The organism is Ramlibacter alkalitolerans, from assembly GCF_016722765.1.
Lineage (GTDB): Bacteria > Pseudomonadota > Gammaproteobacteria > Burkholderiales > Burkholderiaceae_C > Ramlibacter > Ramlibacter alkalitolerans.
Genome location: NZ_JAEQND010000004.1, coordinates 367249 through 386881, shown reverse-complemented (window position 1 = coordinate 386881; position 19633 = coordinate 367249). Strand labels below are relative to the sequence as shown.

Below are 19633 nucleotides of genomic sequence, written 5' to 3'. Positions count from 1 at the left end.
ACCCTTAGTCTGCGCCGAACCTGGACGCGGAGACAGCCGCGGCCGTCCGGTGCGCCTCATTCGGTGACGACCAGCGCTCCGCTCATGTCCTCGTGCCCGCTGCCGCAGAACACGTCGCACACGAAGGTGAAGGTTCCGACCTTGTCCGGCACGAATTCGAGCTTCGTCACCCGGCCCGGCACGATGTCGGCGCGCACGCCGAAGTCCGGGAAGCTGGCGCCCATGGGGACCTCCGGCGCCGTGAACTGCAGCACCAGGCGTTCGCCCTTGCGCGCCTGGATGCGCGCGGGAACGAACGCGAACTTGCGCGCCACGACCGGGACGACGCGGCCCTTGGGCGCGGCTGCGCAGGTGATGGTCACGCAGGCGCCACCCGCCAGTACCACGGCGGCAGCACTGCCGAGGAAAGCGCGACGTTGCAGCGGTGCGTCCATGTCAGGCCTTCGCGACGGGGAATTCCACCAGCGCATACGCCGCTTCGGCCCGCCGCGCCTCGACTTCGCGGAAGCCGAGTCCCGCGTACGGGTGGGCGCCGTCCCAGGGCAGCGGCGTGCGCCTCGCCTGCGAGCCCGGCGCGGGCAGGGGGAAGATCAGCGAGCGCGCCGAGTGGTGCGCGATGTGCCCGGTGGTGTGGTGGTGCTCCTGGTGGATGTGGCCGTAGAAAACGGTGACGTTCGGACGCGCGAGGAGGATCTCGACCGCCCGCGCGCCGTCACGCGTGGCCCAGTCCCACTGCGGGTACAGGTCGAACAGCGGCCGGTGCGCGAGCACCACGATGCGCGCGTCCATCGGCTGCTCCTGGATGTCGGCCGCAAGCCACGCGAGCTGCTCGTCCCCGAGGCGCGCCGCCGGGTCGCTGACGTTGTCGAGGGCGATGAAGTGCACGCCCTTGTGGTCGAAGGTGTAGCGGCTGGCGCCGAAGAACTCCCGGAAGGCGCGGCCCTGGTCCAGCGCCGCGTCGTGTTCCCCGGCGAGGAAGCGCACGGTCTTCACCTGCAGGCCGGCGACCATCTCCCTGAACTGCGCCATGCGCCTGCGCCGCTCGCGCGGATCGTCGGTGGTGTGGGTCAGGTCGCCCGTGAACACCACGAAGTCCGGCTGCACGGCAAGGGCGTTGACGGCCGCGATCGCCTTGGGCAGCGTGACGCCGGCATCGGGGTTGGCTTCGCCCTGGTAGCCCCAGTGCGTGTCGGAGAGCTGGACGAAGTAGAAGCCGTCCTCGGCACTGTGGGCGTCCTGGCCTCGCGCGCGGGGCAGGCCGGAACTGAAGACGAGGCCGCCGTAGGCGGACAGGCGGAGGAATTTCCTGCGGGCTATGGAATCCATGAGGGTGCTCCTGGTGGGAAGGGCGGGGCGGATGTGCGTGTCGGTCCACCCGCTTGCATGACCGCATGCCCGGCGCACTTATTCCGGTTCCGAGCGTCCCGCCGCCACTCGTCGGGACTTCCGGCGCAGGCGAGCTCGAGCGGGAATACGCCGGTCCTGCCTGCGGTACAGGCAGGACGAGACAAGGAGCTCCCGTGGCCGATGATGAAGAGCAGCGCCGCTTCGAGCGCATGGTGCTTCCGCACCTGGATGCTGCGTACAACCTCGCCCGCTGGCTGACGCGCAACGACCACGATGCCAGCGACGTGGTGCAGGAGGCGAGCCTGCGCGCGCTGCGCTACTTCCACGCCATGCGCGGGGAGAACGCGCGGCCGTGGCTGTTGCAGATCGTGCGCCACACCTGCTATTCGTGGCTGGAGCGGAACCGGCCCGCGGAAGTGGTGTCGCTGGACGATGGCGAGGACGGCTGGCGCGAGGTCGCCGCGCCGACGGCGGACGAACCGCAGGCCGTCGCGGCGCGCAATGCGGAGCGCGCGCAGATCAACTGGGCGCTGAGCACGATCCCCGTCGCCTATCGCGAGGTCATCGTGCTGCGCGAGCTGGAGGACCTGTCGTACAAGGACATCGCGCGCATCGCCGACATCCCCGTGGGCACCGTGATGTCGCGGCTGGCCCGCGGGCGCGAGCTGCTGCGCCGGGTCCTGGCAGGCGAGCTGCGGCCCCAACTGCAGCGGGTCATCGGGACGAAGGACAAGGAGGCCTCAGATGCACGCCGATAGCGAGAACCGGCAGCTCAACGCCTACGTGGACGGCGAGCTGGACCTGGCCACGCACCTTCGATTCGAGGAGCGCCTGAAGCTCGATGCCGACCTGCGCCGGGAGGTCGAGGCTGTGCAGCAGCTGTCGCAGTCGCTGCGCAGCGAGGCGGACTACCATGCGGCGCCCGACGCGCTGCGACGACGCATCGCCGTCCTGGCCGGCGTGCGCGCGGCTGCGGCCGGCGACGCACGGCCGCAGTGGCAGGCCAGGTGGCGTCGCACCCTGGCCACGTGGCTCGCATTGCGGCCCTTGGCGACCGGCGTGGTGCTGGCCACCGTCGCCACGATCGCCGTCAACGCCCTGATGCTGCGCGCCGGCGACGATGAACGCCTGCAGCAGGAGCTCGTGGCGAGCCATGTGCGCGCCACGATGGCGCAGCGCTCCATCGACGTCGCGTCCTCCGACCAGCACACGGTCAAGCCCTGGTTCGCGACCCAGCTGGACTACTCACCGCCCGTGCGGCCGCTCGATGTTCCCGGCACGTCGATCCTCGGCGGTCGGGTCGACTACGTGGAGGGCCGCAGGGTGGCCGTGATCGTCTACCAGCACGGCAAGCACCTGGTCGACCACTACATCTGGCCGACGCGGCAGGGCGACGCCCCCGTGAAGGTGGCCGTCGTCAACGGGATCCGTATCGCCCAGTGGACCCGCTCGGGCATGGCGCACAGGCTGGTATCGGACCTCGACCCCCACGAGCTGCAGCTGATCGTGCAGGCCTGCCGCCGCGAGGAAGGCAAGGGCTGACGGGAACGAGCCTGCCGAACCGCGTGCGCGCTCAGGACGCGACCCGCAGCCTCTGCCCTTGCGCCCCCGCCCGCCACGGCGCCACCGGCTGGAACCGCGCCTGCAGGAAGGACAGGAACAGGCGCACCCGCGCCGAGGTGGCACCGCGCCGCCCGAGCAGCGCAACGACGTTGGCCGGCGGCAGCTGCCACTCCGGCAGCAGCCGCACCAGCCGGCCTTCGCGCAGGCAGTCCGCCACGTCCCACTCGGAGCGCAGCAGGATGCCCTTGCCCAGGAGCGCCCACTGCTTGACGACCTCGCCGTCGTTGCTGCACAGGGTGGCGGGCACGCGCACGGCCAGCTCCCTGCGGTGGCGGGTGAAGCGCCACAGCGTCACGTCCTCCTGGTTCTCGCGCAGCACCAGGCAGTCGTGCTGCGCCAGGTCCTCCGGCTTCGCCGGCATGCCGCGCCGCGCCACGTAATCGGGCGAGGCGCAAAGGAAGCGCTCGTTGGGGGCGAGCGGACAGGCGACGCGGCTCGAATCGGGCAGGTCGCCGATGTGCACGATCAGGTCGAAACCCCGCGCGTCGGCCGCCGGCACGACGTCGGTCAGGTTCAGCGAGACCAGCAGTTTCGGGTGCAGCGCGTGGAATTCCGCGACCGCCTGCGCCAGGTAGTGGCGGCCGAAGCCAAGCGGGCCGCACAGGTTCAGGTTGCCCGCCACCTCGCTGGCGCGGGCGCGCAGATTGTCGGTGAGCAGGTCCAGCCGCGCGAGCAGGTCGAGCGCGCCGGCGTAGAACAGTTCGCCCTCGTCGGTCAGGCTGAAGCGGCGGGTGCTGCGCCGCACGAGGACGAGGCCGAGGCGGCTTTCGAGCTGGCGCAGGTGCTGGGACACGGCCGATGGCGTGACGTCGAGCCGGCGCGCGGCCTCGGCCAGCGAGCCCGCTTCACTGAGCGTGACGAAGAAGCGCAGGTCGGAGGCGTCGTTCACCATGGCGGAATGTCCAGGTGACATTCTGCCGTGGCGAGCGCCGGGGTGGCCGCGGCTAGGAGCCTGGCTAGTAATCCACCACGCTGCCGGCGCCGCGCTCGCGCGCGAGCCGCCAGGCGAGTTCGGCGACGACGAGGTCCTGCAGCGCCACGCCGGTGCCGTCGAACACGGTGACCTGCCCGGGGCTCGTGCGCCCCGGCCGCATGCCTGCGAGCACCTCGCCCAGGGGCTGCAGGTCCTGCTCCCGCAGCAGCCCCGCCGCGCAGGCGTGCTGGCACTCGCCGATGGTCACGGCCTGCGCGGCTTCGTCGACGAACACGGCGGCGCCGGCCAGCAGCGCCGGGTCGAGTTCCTGCTTGCCGCGGGTGTCGGCGCCCATCGCGTTGACGTGCGTCCCGGGCCGCACCCAGGCCTGCTCCACCAGCGCCTCGCGCGCCGGCGTGACGGTCACGAGCACGTCGGCATTGCGCACCACCGATTCGCGGTCGCCGGCGACGAACTCCAGCCCCAGCTGCTCCACTTCCCTGCCGAAGCCCGCGACCTTGTCCGCGCTGCGGCCCCAGGCGTGCACGCGCCGGATCGGACGCACCGCGAGCGTCGCCAGCAACTGGTGCAGCGCCTGCCCGCCGGTGCCGAGCATGCCCAGCACGCTGCTGTCCGGCCGCGCGAGGGCGTCGGTGGCGATGGCGCTGGCCGCACCGGTGCGCACGCCGGTGAGGTAGTTCGCGCTGACCAGCGCGGCGGCGCGGCCGGTGTCCGCATCGAACAGCAGCGTGGCCGACTGGTGGTTCGCCAGGCCGCGCGCGTGGTTGTGCGGCCAGTAGCCGCCGGCCTTGAGCCCCAGCACCGGACCGGCCTGGCTGCAGCCGGTCTTGACGCCGAACACGGCGTCCTGGTGGCCCACCGCCTCGCGCACGACGTTGTAGTTGCGGGCCTGCCCCCGGGCCATGGCGACGAAGCACGCGCGCACGGCTTCGATGGCGTCCTGCATGCCCACCAGTGCGCGGGCATCCGCTTCGGAAAGGATCCGCATCGCAGGCTCCTACCAGCCGCTGAAGCGCGGCCAGGTCGCCGTCACCGAATGCTCCGGCCCCAGCACCTCGTACTGCCGGAACTGCGCCGCCGTGGAGCAGGCGTGGTTCGGCAGGATGCGCACCTGGGTGCCGACCGCCGGCAGCGGCCCCGCCGCCCCGCTGCGGCGCGCCATGATCCCGTGCTCCTGGTTGGCGCCGACGAGGATGAAGTCCTCCAGCGGCCGGCCATCGAGGTCGCACACGAGTCCGTAGCCCTGGTCGACCCGCTGGCCGGCCGTCCCGCGGTCGCGCGACATCGCCATCCAGCCGGCATCGAGCAGGGTCCAGCCCTTCTCGCGCTGGTGGCCGATCACCGTAGCCAGCACCGACAGCGCGATCTCGTCGGTGCGGCACACGTCCAGCCCCGCCATCACGAGGTCGAAGAAGACGAACACGCCCGCGCGCACCTCGGTGACGCCGGCGAGCTGCTCGGCGAAGAGGGCCGTGGGCGTGGAGCCCACGCTCACCACCGGGCAGGGCAGGCCGGCGGCGCGCAGGCGCTCCGCGGCGCGCACGGCACCGGCGCGCTCCTGTTCCGCCATCGCCGTGATCTCCGCCGGCGCCTTGCAGTCGTAGGAGGCGCCGGCGTGCGTCATCACGCCCTTGAGCGTGACGCCGTTGCCGTGCAGGAAGCGGGCGATCTCCAGCAGCTCGGGCGCCTCCGGCCGCACGCCGGAGCGGTGGCCGTCGGAGTCGATCTCGATCAGCACCTCGAAGCTGCGGCCGCTGCCGCGCGCGCCATCGGCCAGGATGCGAGCCGTCTCCATGTTGTCCAGGATCAGCGACATGCGCACGCCCTGGTCCTGCAGCTTCATCACGTGCTGCAGCTTGTTGGGCGCGATGCACACCGCGTAGAGGATGTCGCGCACGCCGTGCTGCGCGAAGTAGTCGGCTTCCAGCAGCGTGGAGGCGGTGATCGGGCCTTCGGGGCTTTCCATCAGCCGGCGCGACACCTCGATGCTCTTGTTCGTCTTCACGTGCGGCCGGAATCCCACGCCGAGACGGCGCAGGCGCGAGCGCATGCGCTCGATGTTGCGCTGCATCTGCGCCTCGTCCAGCAGCAGCGCGGGGGTTTCCAGCTGCTCCAGGGTTTGCTGCGTCATGGCGGGCTCCTTCGCGTCAGGCGGTGCGCTGCAGGACCTGGCCGGGCCGCTCGCCGGTGGCTCGGCCCTCGCGCCAGACCACGCGGCCGTTGACGACCACCGTCTCGATGCCGCGGGCGGGCGCGATCGGGTGCTCGTAGCTGGCGGCCTCGTCGATGGTCTCGGCGTCGAACAGCGTGAGGTCGGCGTACGCGCCTTCCTTGAGCACGCCGCGGTCGGCCAGGCCGAAGTTGCGGGCGGTGAGGCCGGTCATCTTGTGCACCGCCTGCTCCAGCGGGAACAGGTTCAGCGCGCGCCGGTAGTGCCCCAGCACGCGCGGGAAGCTGCCCCACAGGCGCGGGTGCGGCGAAGCGTCGTGCGGCAGCCCGTCGGAGCCGATCATCGTCTCGTCGAACTGCAGGATGCGCTGCACGTCGGCCTCGTCCATGCGGAAGTAGATCGCGCCGGCCGGCAGCAGGCGCCGCACCGCCTCCTCCTGGCTCACGCCCAGGTCGCGCGCGATCGCGTCCAGGTCGCGGCCGTTGTACTGCGGCAGGGGCTTGGACCAGGTGACGATCACGCGCGAGGAACTCGCGGCGCGGTCGGTCGAGAGCACGGTGGAACCCGCGGTGTAGGGATAGCAGTCCAGGCAGATCGGCTGCAGCGCCATGTTGCGGCGGATGAAGGCCAGCGTCTCCTCGGAGCGGCCGTAGTTCGGCTGGCCGATCACCTTGTGGTGCGAGATCACGACCGGCACGCCGACCTCGCGCCCGATGCGGAAGGTCTCCTCCAGCGAGTCCATCACGCCGTCGGCCTCGTTGCGCATGTGGGTGCAGTACAGGCCGTTGAAGTCCTTCAGCGGCCGGCAGGTCTCGATCACCTCCTCGGTCGGGGCGGCGATCGCCGGCTCGTAGAACAGGCCGGTGGAGACGCCGATCGCGCCGGCTTCCATCGCCTCCTGCACCAGCGCGCGCATGCGGGCGACCTGCGCCGTCGTGGCCGGCCGCTCGAGGTCGTCGAGGGTGGCGACGCGCAGCGTCGTGTGGCCGACCAGCATCGCGCAGTTGGTGGCGGCCGGCTGCTCGCGCAGCGCCTGCAGGTAGGAAGCGAAGCTGGGGTAGCGGAACCAGCCGCCTTCGTCATCGAGCAGGTTGAGCGGCGGGGTCACCGGGTCGGGGATCGGACGGGGCATCGGCGCCAGCGAGACGCCGCAGTTGCCGCCGATCACGGTCGTCACGCCCTGGCTCACCTTCGGGGCCATGGCGCCGCCGGAGAGCAGCAGGCGATCGTCGTGCGTGTGGGCGTCGATGAAGCCGGGCGCCGCGATGCGGCCGCCCAGGTCGATTTCGGTGCGGCCGGTGGCGCCGGCCAGGTCGCCGATGCGCTCGATGCGCTCGCCGCGCACGCCGATGTCGCCGGCAAAGCGCGGCGCGCCGGTGCCGTCGACGATGTCGGCGTTGCGGATCAGGAGGTCGAAGGGTTGCTGCATGGGAATCGAAGGGAGGAAGGGGTCAGAGCAGGGCGCCGCGCGCGGCGATCGGCCAGACGGCTTCGACGACGTCGCCGCGGATGCAGACCAGGTCGTCGTACAGGTTCACCGTGGGATCGCAGTGCCCGGGCACCAGCAGCAGGGTTTCGCCGAGGGCGACGGTGGTGCCTTCGTCCACGGCCAGCGTGCCGTGTTCGTCGGCGGCCTTCACGTAGCGCAGGCCCGGGCGCTGCCAGACGCGCGGCAGGCCGCTGTCGACGCTGGAGGCCTTCAGGCCGGCATCGACGACGGCGCGCGTGGGTGTTGCGTGACTGAGCACGGCGGTGCGCACGAACAGGGCGTGCTCGAAGGCGACGTCGCCCGCGCCCGCCTCGTTGGCACCGTAGTCGGCGTCGAGGAAGACATAGGAGCCGGCCTGCAGCTCGTCGAAGACGCCGGAGTCGCGCTCGTGCACGAAGGTGCCGGTGCCGGCACCGGTGATCCGCGGCACCTCGAGGCCGCGGGCCACGATCGCGTCGCGGGTCGCGCGGGCCAGCGCCGTGGCGGAGGCGATCGCCGCCTGCCGCTCGTGCGGCTGGCGCAGGTGCTGCGCCGGGCCGTGGTAGCACTGCAGGCCGGCGAAGCGCAGCGGCGCGCTGTCGGCGATCTGCAGCGCCAGGCGCACCGCCTCCTCGCCCGGCGCGACGCCGCAGCGGCCCGCGCCGACGTCGACCTCCACGTAGACGTCCAGTTCCGCACCGGCCGCGCGCGCCGCGGCGGCGTACGCGCGGACCTGCTCCGGGTGGTCGGCCAGCACGCCGATGCGGGCGCGCCGCGCCAGCTGCGCCAGGCGCCGCACCTTGGCCTCGCCCACCACCTGGTTGGTGACCAGCACGTCGGGGATGCCCGCGTCGACGAACACGGCGGCTTCGCCCACCTTCTGGCAGCAGATGCCTACCGCGCCGTGCGCCATCTGCAGGCGCGCGATCTCGGGGCACTTGTGGCTCTTGGCGTGGGCGCGCAGGCGCACGCCGCTGCCGGCCAGCGCCTGCGCCATGCGGCGCAGGTTGCGCTCGAAGGCGTCGAGGTCGAGGACCAGCGCGGGCGTGTCGATCGCCGCGACCGGGTCGCCGGGCCGCGCGGGCTTCCAGGGGCTCATCGCGGCTTCAGTCGACCTTGGCGCCGGAGGACTTGACCACCTTGGCCCACTTCTCGGTCTCGCGGCGCGACAGTTCGCGGAATTCCTCCGGCGAGCTGGGCGTGGCCTCGGCGCCGAGCGCCTTGAACTTCTCCAGCACGGCGGGCGTGGCGAGGGCCGCGCGGATCTCGGTGTTCAGGCGCGTGACGATGTCCTTCGGCAGGTGGGCCGGGCCGACCAGGCCGCCCCAGGCCACCACCTCGAAGCCCGGCACCGCGTCGGCGACCGGCGGCACGTCGGGGAAGGCGGCGGAGCGCTGCGTCGAGGTGATGCCGAGCGCGCGCACCCGGCCTTGCTGCACCTGCGGGCCGATCACGGGCGTGTTCGACATCAGCACCTGCACGCCGCCGCCGATCAAGTCGGTGATCGCCGAAGTGGCCGCCTTGTACGGAACGTGCAGCATCTGCACGCCCGTCATCGACTTGAACAGCTCCATGCCCAGGTGCGCCGTGGTGCCGTTGCCGTCGGAGCCGAAGGCCAGCTTGTCCGGGTTCTTCTTCGCATACGCGACCAGCTCCGGGATGGTCTTGACCGGCACGTTGTTGTTGACGACCACCAGGTTCACCACGCGCAAGGCGTTGGAGATGAGGGTGAGATCCTTCTCGGCGTCGTAGGGCACGTTGGCCAGCAGCGACTTGTTGGTGGCCAGCGAGACCACGTTGGCATAGGCGAGCGTGTAGCCGTCGGCGGGCGCGCGCACCAGTTCCATGGTGCCGATCACGTAGGAGCCGCCCGGCTTGTTGTCGATCACGAAGGCCACGCCCATCTGCCTGGAGAGCTGGTCGGCCAGCGCGCGCATCAGCACGTCGGGCGCGCCGCCGGGGGCGGATGGCACGATCAGGCGGATCGGCTTCTCGGGATAGGCCGCGAATGCGGCCTTCATCGGCGCGAGCACGAACGCCAGCGCGAGCAGGGGGAGCGACAGCCAACGCAAAACCATGGGAAGGACCTCCGGATCAGGGGCGGCGTGCTGGTGCGCGCCGAAACGAGCAGTGTGGCGCGGCGCGCGCGCCAGGGGAAGCAGGTGCGCCTACAGGCATTGTTAAGCGGGGCTTCACGCCGGCGCCCGGACGCCCCGGGTGCGCCTGCGCAATGCGTACCCTCACGGCGGCTAAGATCGTCGTGGGTCCATCGGGCGTCGCGCGGCGCTCGTGGCGGGCACAGGGGGTTGCATGCACGCGGGATTCTTTGCCGCGGTGATGTTGGCTTGGGACGAGCGCGGCGGCTACCGGCGCTGGGACATGACGAAAATGGACTGCTGTGGCGGGGCGCCCGCGCCCGCTACGTGTTCGAGCGACGGCTCGCCACGCCACCTGGAACGCGCTTCAACGACAACGGCGGGCTCACGTCGGTGCCCGGCCTGCTGCTGGAGGCCGCGGTCGAGACGCGCGCCACCCGGCGCTGACGTCGATCCGCGCCGTTCCCTCAGTTGGGACGGAACAGGTTCTGCGGGATGCCCGCCGCGTTGAAGAGGAAGTCGCGCGAGGCTTCCAGGTCGCGGCGCAGGCGGCGCAGGTCGACGTCGAGCAGCTTGCCCTTCCACTTGCGCACCTTGCCGGCGACGATCACCGTCTCGACGTTCGAGCGCTCCATCAGCGAGACCACCGCACCCGGCACGACGTTGAGCGGCGCCACGTTGATCGCCTCGGCGTCGAGGATGATGATGTCGGCCTCCTTGCCCGGCGTGAGCGAGCCGGTCTTGCGATCGAGCCGCAGGTCGCGCGCGCCTTCCATGGTGGCGAAGCGCAGCACGTCGCGCGTGGTCAGCAGTTCCGGCAGGCCGGGTGGGTTGTTCTGCTCCAGCGCGATCTGGTTGATGAAGGCCTTCTGCAAGGCCATGGCGCTGCGCATCTGGGTGAACATGTCCGCCGTCAGGGTGCATTCCACGTCCACGCTCAGCGAGGGCTGGATGCCCAGCGACAGCGTCTTGAGGATGGGCGGCATGCCGTGGCGCATGTTCATCTCGATGGGGACGGCCAGCGAGACGGCCGCGCCGGCATCCTTCACCTTCTGCCAGCTCATGTCGGACATGCCGGTCATGTGGATGAACAGGTTGTCGGGGCCGAACTGGTTCGATGCCGCGAGCGCATCGAAGGTCGGTGCCATGCCGAAGGGCCCCACGATGTGCGCCGCCACCTGCAGCCCGAGCTGGCGCCCGATCGTCCAGGCGGCCTCGAAGCCCGGCAGGTAGATCTCGCCGCCCATGATCATGGACAGCAGCTGGTCGTCGGAGCTGAAGTACCGCGACTTGATGCGGGCGGCATCCGCCGGATACTGGTTGCCCGGAACATTGCCCGCGCTCTCGAAGTAGCCGAACACGCTGCGCCGCCCCGAGTCGGCCAGGCCCTTGATCGCGGCGTCGGAGTGCTGCGGCGAGTGGTGGATCTGGGAGACGTCGTGCACCGTCGTGACACCCGCGTCGATCTGGCTGAGCGCGCCGAACAGCTCGTTGATGTAGACGTCCTGCGGCCGGTACACGGGAGCGAACTTGCCGAGGATGTAGTCGAAGTAGTTGATGGCGCCGTGCGGTTGGCCGTCGTTGAGCAGCAGGCCGTCGGCCAGGAAGCTGCGCAGGGCGGTCTCGAACTGGTGGTGGTGCGTATCGATGAATCCCGGCATCACGATCTTGCCGCGGGCGTCGATCGGGGTGCCGAAGGCCGGCAGGTGCGGCCCCACCGCGAGGATCTTCTTGCCTTCGACCAGCACGTCGGCCTCGACGAAATCGCCCACGTTCGGATCCATGGACATGACGTGGCCGCCCTTGATGACATAGCGCCGCCCCTGGCGGCCCGCATCGTCGGGAGGATCATCGTGACCCGGTGCTGCCGCCGCGCGTTCGGTGAACAGGCCCAGCCCGGCCGCAGCAGCGGCCCCCGCCGCCCCGGCCCTCAGGAAGTTCCGCCGTGAAGGGCCTGGGGAATCACCCAGTGAATCACGATGGTCCTGCGGCCTTCCCAGATCGCACAGATGGCACATGCGGATGCCTCCTCGGGTGGGGCGTCGCCCGGGGTGGCTGCGCCTGGGGCGCATTCATAGAGGGAAGGATTGCGGGAGTAAAGCAGTGTTACATCGCGAAGGGAAAGAGACGGTCCCGAACAAGGGAGAAGCCTGTTCTGCCTGGAGGAGGTCCGTCGACTGTTCAGCGCCGCGGCCCGTTCTCACCGCGCGCGAACGACAGCGACAAGCCGTACCACCCGGCGACGCTCCCCGGCGCCGCGCCCGCCGCTTCGAGCGCTGCCGGCGCGAGCGCGTCGCGGGCCTGCGCTTGCAGGGCCTCGAGCTCGTAGGCGCAGGCGACGAACACCCAGTCCGCGCTGCGATCGGCATTGCCGCGGATCTTCTGCTCCGTGGTCGGCGCGATCGCGGGCGTGTCGGTGCGCAGCAGGTGCGCGCCGCCGAGGCCCTCGCGCAGCGGCAGCGCCTCCACCAGCGAACCCAGGGCGCCCTGCAGGCGCTGCGCCTCGCCCTCGCGCGGCGACAGCCGCAGCGTCATCGCATGCCGCGCCACGCCTGCGCCGTGCGAATGCAGCACGCGCGTCTGGCTGCGCACCATGTTGCGGTGGTGCGGCATGAGCCGGGTGGACCAGGGCGTCGGTGCATTCAGCCGCGCCAGGTACTCCGGGGAACTGAGCGCGGCATGGTCCTGCAGCTCGTAGAGGATGAAGAAGCCCTCGCCGCCGTCGGCCGCCGCCCAGCGCGAGGCGCGCAGGAAGCCGGGCAGCGCCAGCCGCTCCGGAAAGTGCTCGTGCGAGTGCCAGTGTTCGAATTCGGCGCGCATTGAAGGCGCCATGTCCCACCACATCGCCAGCGCGGATTCACCCAGCAGTGCCATCGTCTTTCCTTCTCCTTTGCGTTCAGACCGCGCGGGCTTCCCGGCGGCGCAACAGGGGCGAAGTCGTCGCCGCGATGGCCAGTTCGCCGGCGGCTTGCACCAGCGACGACCCGAGCTCCTGCATGCGCGCGACGGTCAGCCGCTGCAGCGGCCCGGCAATGGTGATCACGCCCGCGACTTCGCCGCCCCGCCGGATCATCGGTGCGGCCATGGCGCTCATGCCGGGCGCGTACATCTCCACGATCATGCTGAACCCGCGCCTGCGGTCTTCCTCCAGCACCTTCATCAAGGCCTTGAAGGTGGTCGGCGCCTTGGGGCCGTATTCGCGCGGCGAGCCGAATCCCTGGCGGGCAACGATCTCCGTCGCCCGCTCTTCGCTCAGCGTCATGAGCCACGCATGCCCGCCTGCGCTGCAGGAAAGGCGCACGTCGATGCCCATGTCGGGGTCGTAGCGCAGGCCGGCGCGCGCGCCCTGCGCCTTCGCGACGAAGGTGAGGCGGTCGCCGTCCACCAGCGCGAGGCGGACCAGCTCCCCCGACACTTCCGCGAGGCGGCCGATGATCGGCTGCGCGATGTCCACGATGCCGGCCGCGCCGAGAAAGCTCAGGCCCAGCGCCGGCAACCTGGTGGTGAGCGCGTAGTCGCCCATCTCGCGCAACTGGCGCACGTAGCCGCAGCGCACCAGGTCGGCCAGCAGGCGATGGCACGCGCTGCGCGGCAGGTTCAGTTCGTCCGCCAGGGCCGCGAGCGGCACGCCTTCGGGTTGCGCGGCGAGCGTTTCCAGGATGCGCAGGGTGCGATCGACGGTGCCTGTGGGCGCGTTTGGATTCGTCATGTGAAACGGGATTCCAGCCTGGAACGGCTTTCAAGCCGCGTCCCTATCATGCCCGCACATTCCACCGCCATCCACAGGAGACACGCTTGAATCCGATCACCCGCCGCGGCCTCGCCGCCGTCGCTTTCCTCCTGGCCGCGGGCAGCGCCGGCGCGCAGGTGCAGGAGCGCACCATCAAGTTCGGCCACCTGAACAACCTGGGCCATCCCACCAGCCTGGGCGTGCAGAAGTTCGCCGAGATCGTGGCGGCCAGGAGCGGCGGCAAGATCAAGGTGCAGGAGTTCGCCGCTTCGCAGCTGGGCAACGAGCTGCAGCAGCAGTCGGCGCTGCAGGGCGGCGTGCAGGAGATGCTGGTCGCCTCCACCACCTCGCTGAACGGCATCGTGAAGGAGTTCGGCCTGCTGGACTTCCCCTTCCTCTTCGCCAACGCGAAGCAGGCAGATGCGATGGTCGACGGCCCGCTCGGCAAGGCCCTCGCGGCCAGGCTGCCCGAGAAGGGCGTGGTGGTGCTGGGCTTCTTCGATCTGGGCTTTCGCAACGTCACGAACAGCAAGCGCCCGATCATGAAGGGCTCCGACCTCGAGGGCCTGAAGCTGCGCGTGATTCCCAACCCCGTGTTCCTCGAGACCTTCAAGACCTTCCACGCGAACCCGCTGCCCATGCCCTTCGCCGAGCTGTACGGCGCGCTCGAGAGCAAGGCGGTGGACGGCCAGGAGAACCCGTTCGCCGTCATCGCGTCGAGCAAGTTCTACGAGGTGCAGAAGTACGTGAGCGGCACCAACCACGTCTATGCGACCAACCCGATCCAGATCAGCAAGCGCTTCTGGGACCGGCTCTCCCCGCAGGAGCAGAAGATCCTCCAGGAGGCCGCGACCGAGGCGCAGAACTGGCAGCGCGTGGTGAGCCGCGAGGTCTCCGGCAAGGCGCTGGGCGAGCTCACCGCCAAGGGCATGGTCTACAACGACGTGCCGCCGGCCGAACTCGCGAAGATGCGCGCCGCGGTGCGGCCGGTGTACGACAAGTTCTCCGGCGCGTACGACCCCGCCATCGTGACCCTCTTCAAGTCCGAACTGGAACGCATCTCCAGGTTCTGACCGGACAGGCCATCCCCGTGAAAATCCTTGTCCTGCATGGGCCGAACCTGAACCTGTTCGGCCGCCGCGAACCGCACATCTACGGCCGCACCACGCTGCCGGAGATCGACGCCGAACTCGCCGCGCTGGCGCGCGAACTCGACGTCGAGCTCGAGACGATCCAGTCCAACCACGAAGGCGCGCTGGTCGACTTCCTGCATCTCCACATCGACGGGGCGCAGGGCGCCATCGTCAACCCCGCCGGGCTCACGCAGCACGGCGTGCCGTTGCACGACGCGATCAAGGCCATGCCCTTTCCCGTGCTGGAGGTGCACATGACCAACATCGCCGCCCGCGAAAGCTGGCGCGTGCACTCCATCATCTCGCCGGCCGTGAGGGGCACCCTCCAGGGCCTCGGGCGCCATTCCTACCTCATGGGGCTGCGCGCCGTGGTGGCGCTGGCGCGCGAGGCGCAGGCGCAATGAGGGGCGCATGCAGCGCCTACCGCGCCATCTGGCGCAGCGCGAGTTCCCGGAAGCGCGCAGCCGCGGCCAGTTCGGCTTCCGGCAGGTGCACCAGGGCCAACCCGATCGCCGCTGAAGCGGACACGTCGGTGAGCGGCCGGTACACGATCTTGTCGCTCGCATAGCGTTGCATGACCGAAGGCACCAGGGCCACGCCCAGTCCGCTTTCCACCAGCGCCAGCAGCGTCTGCACCTGCACTGCCTGCTGCGACACGCGGGGCAGGAAGCCCGCTTCCTGGCAGGCCAGCAGCGCGGCGCTGTGCAGGCCCGGGGCAGAGCTGGCGGCGTACATCACGAAGGTCTCGGAGGCCAGCTCCGCCAGGCGCAGCGGCCCCTTGCCGGCCAGTGCATGCCCACGCGGCAACGCTGCCACGAACAGGTCTTCCTCCAGGGGCACCAGGGCGGCACTGGTGGGCTGCAACAGCGGCGTGCGCACCAGGCCGATGTCCAACCTGTGGTCTTCGAGCTGCTGCACGATCGAGACGGAGGTCGCTTCGCGCAGCTCCAGTTCCACGCCCGGATACTCGGCGCGGAATGCGGGCACGAGCCTTTGCAGCATGCCCCAGGTGGTGGTGCCCACGAAGCCGATGCGCAGCGTTCCGCCCGTGCCTTCCACGGCGCTGCGGGCCGTTTCCGCGAGCTGGGTGCCGTGGAACAGCAGCTTGCGAGCTTCGACGAGCACGGCCCGGCCGCTGGGCGTGAGCGTGACGCCCGTCGTCTCGCGCACGAACAGTTTCGTGCCCAGCTCGCTTTCGAGCTTCTGGATCGACACCGACAGCGGCGGCTGCGCCATGTGCAAGCGCTCCGCCGCGCGGCGGAAATTCAGCGTCTCGGCCAGGACGACGAAATGGCGGATGCGGCGCAGGTCCATGGGCTTGGCTTCGAGATCCGGCCAAGCATAGCCCACGCCCTGCGCCGCCTCGCGGGCGCGCGCCATGACGCGTCAGCCGTGGAAGACGGGCGCGCGCTTCTCGAGGAAGGCCGCCACGGCTTCGCGGTGGTCCGCGGTCTGGTGCGACAGCGACTGGAAGGCCGCCGCCATTTCCAGCAGCGTGTCCAGCCGCGTGTGCATCGCTTCCCGGATCAGCCGCTTGGTCAGGCGCACGGCATGCGGCGGGTTGGCGGCGATGCGGCCCGCGAGCTCCTTCGCCGTGGCCATCAACTCGCCGGCCGCGACGACGCGCGAGACCAGTCCCCATTCGGCCGCCTGCTGCGCACCGATCACCTCGCCGGTGAAAGAGAGCTCGCTCGCGCGCGACAGGCCGATCAGCCGCGGCAGCAGCCAGGCGCCGCCGTCGCCGGGGATGATGCCCAGCTTGACGAAGCTCTCGGCGAACTTGGCGTGCTCGCTCGCGATGCGGATGTCGCACATGCACGCGAGGTCGAGGCCGGCGCCGATCGCCGCGCCGTTGACGGCCGCGATCACCGGCACCTCGAGGTTGTACAGGGCCAGCGGCAGGCGCTGGATGCCGGTGCGGTACTCCTGGCGGATCTGCATGCCGCCCAGGGCGCCGGAGGACTGCCGCTCCATGTCCTTGATGTCGCCGCCGGAGGAGAAGGCGGTGCCTGCGCCGGTGACGATGACGGCGCGCACGCTGCGGTCGGCGTGAATCCGGTCGATCGCTGCGAGGAAGTCGGCCACCGCGCTGTTGCCGGTCAGCGGGTTACGGCGCGCGGGTTCGTTCAGGGTCAGCGTGACCACGGGACCGTCTTGTTCGTAGAGGAGGAATTCGGCCATGCGGCGGGCTCCGGTTGTCGTTGGAAGGCCGCGAGCGTAGGCGGGACGCGGACAAAAGTCCAATAGCGATGCGCGGCGATTCGATACTCCTTCGGTATCGCCCGGATCGAGGAAAAGCCGAGGTGACTCGAGGAAGCTGGTCCAATCTGATATCCGATCAATATCGGATTCAGGAAAAGAAATATTGGACGCTCCATGCCTGCGGCTCCTATCCTCGCGCCTTTCCCGAACGAGCTTGGAGACGGCATGAAAACGGCGCTGGGGCACATCAAGGTGCTCGATCTCACGCGCATCCTGGCGGGCCCGTGGGCCACCCAGAACCTCGCCGACATGGGCGCGGAGGTGATCAAGATCGAGCGCCCCCGCGTGGGCGACGACACGCGAACCTGGGGCCCGCCCTTCCTGAAGGATCCCGACGGCCGCGAGACCCGCGATTCCTCCTACTTCCTGAGCGCCAACCGCGGCAAGCAGTCGGTCACCGTGGACCTGGCCACACCCGAGGGGCAGGAGATCATCCGCGCGCTGGCGAAGGACGCCGACGTGGTGGTGGAGAACTACAAGGTCGGCACGCTGGCGCGCTACGGCCTGGCGTATGAGGACCTGCGCAAGGTCAACCCGCGCATCGTCTACTGCTCGGTCACCGGCTTCGGCCAGGACGGCCCCTATGCGGCGCTGCCCGGCTACGACTTCGTGTTCCAGGGCATGGGCGGGCTCATGAGCATCACCGGCGTGCCGGATGGCGAGCCGGGCGCGGCGCCGATGAAGAGCGGCATCGCGATCACCGACCTGCTGACCGGCATGTACGCCACCACGGCCATCCTCGCGGCGCTGGAGCACCGCCACGTGAGCGGCGAAGGCCAGTACATCGACATGTCGCTGCTGGACTGCGTCGTCACGATCAACTCCTACCAGGCGATCAACTACTTCCTCTCGGGCAAGGTCCCGCAGCGCATGGGCAACGCGCACTCGAACATGGTCCCGTACCAGGTGTTCAAGTGCAGGGAGGGCGACATCATCATCGCCGTCGGCAACGACGGCCAGTACGCCGCCTTCTGCAAGGTGATCGGCTGCGAGCACCTCGCCACGCACCCCGATTTCGCGACCGGGCCGCAGCGCAACCGCAACCGGCAGGCGCTGATCCCGCTGATCGCCGAGGCCATGCTGGCGAAGACGATGGAGGAGTGGGTGCCGCTGCTGGAGGCCAGCAACGTGCCCTGCGGCCCGATCTACAACATGAAGCAGGTGTTCGAGGACCCGCAGGTGCGCCACCGCGGCATGCAGCAAACGCTGCCGCACGGCGCCGGCGTCGAGGCGCCGACGGTCGCCAACCCGATCCGGCTGTCCGACACGCCGATCCGCTACACGCGTTCCGCCCCGCTGCTGGGGGAACACAACGACGCCATCCTGCGCGCGCGCCTGGGCCTCTCGCCGGAGCGCCTCGCCGAACTGCAAGCCAAGGGCGTCGTCTGAGCGCCGCAATTCCTGAAACCACGGAGACGAGAAGCATGAAATCCACCCTGGCCCGTACCCTCCTGGCGGCGCTGCCGCTGGCGATCGCCACCTTCGCCGCGCCCGCGCTGGCGCAGAAGGCGCCGATCAAGTTCGTCGTGCCTTACCCGGCCGGCGGCGCGGCCGACCAGATCACGCGGCTCGTCGCCAACGAGACCGCGCAGATCCTCGGCACGACCATCGTCATCGACAACAAGGCGGGTGCGGCCGGCATGATCGCCGGCGAGATCGTTGCCCGGGCCGAGCCGGACGGCAAGACCTTCTTCGTGGGCTCCAATGCGCCGCTGGTGATCAACCAGGCGCTGTACGCGAAGATGCCCTACGACCCGGAGAAGTCCTTCGTGCCGGTGGCCGGCATGGGCAAGTCGCCGCTGCTGCTGGTCACCCGGCAGAACCTGGGCGTGCGCGACGTGCAGTCGCTGATCGCGCTGGGCAAGAAGGACCCCGGCAAGCTGACCATGGGCAGTGCCAGCAGCGGCAACATCACCCACCTCGCCGGCGAGTACGCGGCCAACCTGATGGGCTTCAAGGTCACGCACGTGCCCTTCGCCGGCAGCGCGCCCGCCATCACCAGCATGATGGGCGGCAACGTCGACATCATGTTCGACGCCCTGCCTTCGTCCATGCAGCAGGCCAAGGCCGGCCGGATCGTGCCGCTGGCGATCCTGGACACCGTGCGCTTCCCGGCGCTGCCCGACGTGCCGACGCTGAAGGAAACCGGCTTCGGCAACGCCGAGGCCAGCGCCTGGTTCGGCGTGGTCGCCCCGGCGAAGACGCCCGCGGCCGTCGTCAACGAGCTGAACAAGGCCATCAACGAGGCCCTCAAGAAGCCGGAACTGGTGGAGAAGCTGCGCAACATCGGCGCCCAGCCCATGCCCGGCTCGCCGGAGGTATTCGCGCGCTTCATCGCCGACGAGCGCGCCCGCTGGATCCCGCTGGCCCAGAAGCTGGGCGTGAAGGCCGACTGATGGCGCAGCATTCCTTCGATTCCGTCGAGGCGCTGAAGGCCTTCGTGGGCCAGCCGCCGGTGCAGGGCGAGGCGATCGAGGTCGACCAGGCCATGATCGACACCTTCGCCGGCGTCACGCAGGACCGCCAGTGGATCCACGTCGACCCCGCGCGCGCCGCGGTGGAGTCCCCCTTCAAGACCACCATCGCGCACGGGCTGCTGACGCTGTCGCTGATCACCGGCTGGTACCACCGCTGCTTCGCGTTCCCGAACCGCAAGATGGCGCTGAACTACGGCTTCGACAAGGTGCGCTTCACGAGCCCGGTGCCCTGCGGGTCGCGCCTGGTGGGCAGCTTCCAGCTCGCGAAGGTGGAGGACATCCGGCCCGGCGAGGCGCGCTGCTTCTGGACCGTGAAGGTGCAGGCCGAAGGCGCCGAGCGGCCGGCCATGGTGGCCGACTGGCTGATGCAGGTCCGCTACTAGGAGGCAGGCC

21 protein-coding genes are annotated in these 19633 nt (G+C 70.2%); 8 read left to right on the top strand and 13 right to left on the bottom strand.

The features are described from left to right. Positions 1–56 precede the first annotated feature (56 nt). Entirely contained in the window at positions 57–434 is a 378-nt protein-coding gene (locus JI746_RS09320; protein ID WP_201688767.1) for a cupredoxin domain-containing protein, read from the bottom strand. Position 435: 1 nt separating this feature from the next. Beyond that, positions 436–1326, bottom strand: a complete 891-nt coding sequence (locus tag JI746_RS09315) for a metallophosphoesterase family protein (RefSeq protein ID WP_201688765.1) — start codon at positions 1324–1326, stop codon at positions 436–438. Between the two features lie 194 nt (positions 1327–1520). Between JI746_RS09315 and JI746_RS09310 the strand changes: the two genes are divergently transcribed. Then, positions 1521–2105 (top strand): sigma-70 family RNA polymerase sigma factor, encoded by a 585-nt coding sequence (locus JI746_RS09310; protein ID WP_330892975.1) that lies wholly within the window; start codon positions 1521–1523, stop codon positions 2103–2105. Then, complete coding sequence (locus JI746_RS09305) at positions 2092–2889, top strand: anti-sigma factor family protein (RefSeq protein ID WP_201688762.1); 798 nt, start codon at positions 2092–2094, stop codon at positions 2887–2889. The genes JI746_RS09310 and JI746_RS09305 overlap by 14 nt, the downstream gene beginning before the upstream one ends. Positions 2890–2920: 31 nt before the next feature. Here JI746_RS09305 and JI746_RS09300 read toward each other — a convergent pair whose 3' ends face one another. From JI746_RS09300 to JI746_RS09275, 6 genes are all read right to left on the bottom strand, one after another. Then, the gene (locus JI746_RS09300) at positions 2921–3862 is read right to left on the bottom strand and encodes a LysR family transcriptional regulator (protein WP_201688761.1); all 942 of its coding nucleotides are present in this window, start codon (positions 3860–3862) and stop codon (positions 2921–2923) included. A gap of 64 nt (positions 3863–3926) precedes the next feature. Beyond that, entirely contained in the window at positions 3927–4892 is a 966-nt protein-coding gene (locus tag JI746_RS09295) for an ornithine cyclodeaminase family protein (RefSeq protein WP_201688760.1), read from the bottom strand. 9 nt (positions 4893–4901) lie between these two features. After that, positions 4902–6035: a DSD1 family PLP-dependent enzyme gene (locus JI746_RS09290; protein ID WP_201688757.1), complete on the bottom strand. Its 1134-nt coding sequence runs from the start codon at positions 6033–6035 to the stop codon at positions 4902–4904. 16 nt (positions 6036–6051) lie between these two features. Next, positions 6052–7503 carry an N-acyl-D-amino-acid deacylase family protein gene (locus JI746_RS09285; RefSeq protein WP_201688755.1) on the bottom strand — a complete coding sequence of 484 codons (1452 nt, stop codon included), beginning with the start codon at positions 7501–7503 and terminating at the stop codon, positions 6052–6054. Between the two features lie 22 nt (positions 7504–7525). Beyond that, complete coding sequence (locus JI746_RS09280) at positions 7526–8641, bottom strand: DSD1 family PLP-dependent enzyme (protein ID WP_201688753.1); 1116 nt, start codon at positions 8639–8641, stop codon at positions 7526–7528. Between the two features lie 7 nt (positions 8642–8648). After that, positions 8649–9620: a Bug family tripartite tricarboxylate transporter substrate binding protein gene (locus JI746_RS09275; RefSeq protein WP_201688752.1), complete on the bottom strand. Its 972-nt coding sequence runs from the start codon at positions 9618–9620 to the stop codon at positions 8649–8651. A 267-nt stretch (positions 9621–9887) separates the two neighbouring features. Here JI746_RS09275 and JI746_RS27625 point away from each other — a divergent pair, with 267 nt between their 5' ends. After that, on the top strand, positions 9888–10085 hold the full coding sequence (locus tag JI746_RS27625; RefSeq protein ID WP_236599682.1) for a hypothetical protein: 198 nt from the start codon (positions 9888–9890) through the stop codon (positions 10083–10085). A 20-nt stretch (positions 10086–10105) separates the two neighbouring features. On the opposite strand, the gene JI746_RS09270 is transcribed toward JI746_RS27625, so the two are convergent. The 3 genes from JI746_RS09270 to JI746_RS09260 form a co-directional block, all read right to left on the bottom strand. Continuing rightward, a complete protein-coding gene (locus JI746_RS09270; protein WP_269129426.1) occupies positions 10106–11656 on the bottom strand; it encodes an amidohydrolase family protein in 1551 nt (516 codons plus the stop codon). Positions 11657–11819: 163 nt separating this feature from the next. Beyond that, entirely contained in the window at positions 11820–12512 is a 693-nt protein-coding gene (locus tag JI746_RS09265; protein ID WP_201688748.1) for a DUF4286 family protein, read from the bottom strand. A gap of 22 nt (positions 12513–12534) precedes the next feature. Beyond that, entirely contained in the window at positions 12535–13347 is an 813-nt protein-coding gene (locus JI746_RS09260) for an IclR family transcriptional regulator (protein WP_201688746.1), read from the bottom strand. Between the two features lie 86 nt (positions 13348–13433). On the opposite strand from JI746_RS09260, the gene JI746_RS09255 reads away from it, so the two are divergent. Beyond that, entirely contained in the window at positions 13434–14441 is a 1008-nt protein-coding gene (locus JI746_RS09255; protein WP_236599681.1) for a TRAP transporter substrate-binding protein, read from the top strand. A 17-nt stretch (positions 14442–14458) separates the two neighbouring features. Next, positions 14459–14905 carry a type II 3-dehydroquinate dehydratase gene (locus tag JI746_RS09250; RefSeq protein ID WP_201688744.1) on the top strand — a complete coding sequence of 149 codons (447 nt, stop codon included), beginning with the start codon at positions 14459–14461 and terminating at the stop codon, positions 14903–14905. A gap of 16 nt (positions 14906–14921) precedes the next feature. Here the strand turns inward: JI746_RS09250 and JI746_RS09245 are convergent, their stop codons facing one another. Continuing rightward, the gene (locus tag JI746_RS09245; RefSeq protein ID WP_201688857.1) at positions 14922–15815 is read right to left on the bottom strand and encodes a LysR family transcriptional regulator; all 894 of its coding nucleotides are present in this window, start codon (positions 15813–15815) and stop codon (positions 14922–14924) included. 72 nt (positions 15816–15887) lie between these two features. Further along, a complete protein-coding gene (locus tag JI746_RS09240) occupies positions 15888–16682 on the bottom strand; it encodes a crotonase/enoyl-CoA hydratase family protein (protein WP_201688742.1) in 795 nt (264 codons plus the stop codon). A 246-nt stretch (positions 16683–16928) separates the two neighbouring features. Between JI746_RS09240 and JI746_RS09235 the strand changes: the two genes are divergently transcribed. From JI746_RS09235 to JI746_RS09225, 3 genes are read left to right on the top strand one after another with little or no spacing between them, the layout of a single operon-like run. Next, the gene (locus tag JI746_RS09235; protein ID WP_201688740.1) at positions 16929–18152 is read left to right on the top strand and encodes a CaiB/BaiF CoA transferase family protein; all 1224 of its coding nucleotides are present in this window, start codon (positions 16929–16931) and stop codon (positions 18150–18152) included. Between the two features lie 35 nt (positions 18153–18187). Next, positions 18188–19159: a Bug family tripartite tricarboxylate transporter substrate binding protein gene (locus JI746_RS09230; RefSeq protein WP_201688738.1), complete on the top strand. Its 972-nt coding sequence runs from the start codon at positions 18188–18190 to the stop codon at positions 19157–19159. After that, entirely contained in the window at positions 19159–19623 is a 465-nt protein-coding gene (locus JI746_RS09225; RefSeq protein ID WP_201688736.1) for a MaoC family dehydratase, read from the top strand. Before JI746_RS09230 ends, JI746_RS09225 begins: the two co-directional genes overlap by 1 nt. The last annotated feature ends 10 nt before the right edge of the window (positions 19624–19633 follow it).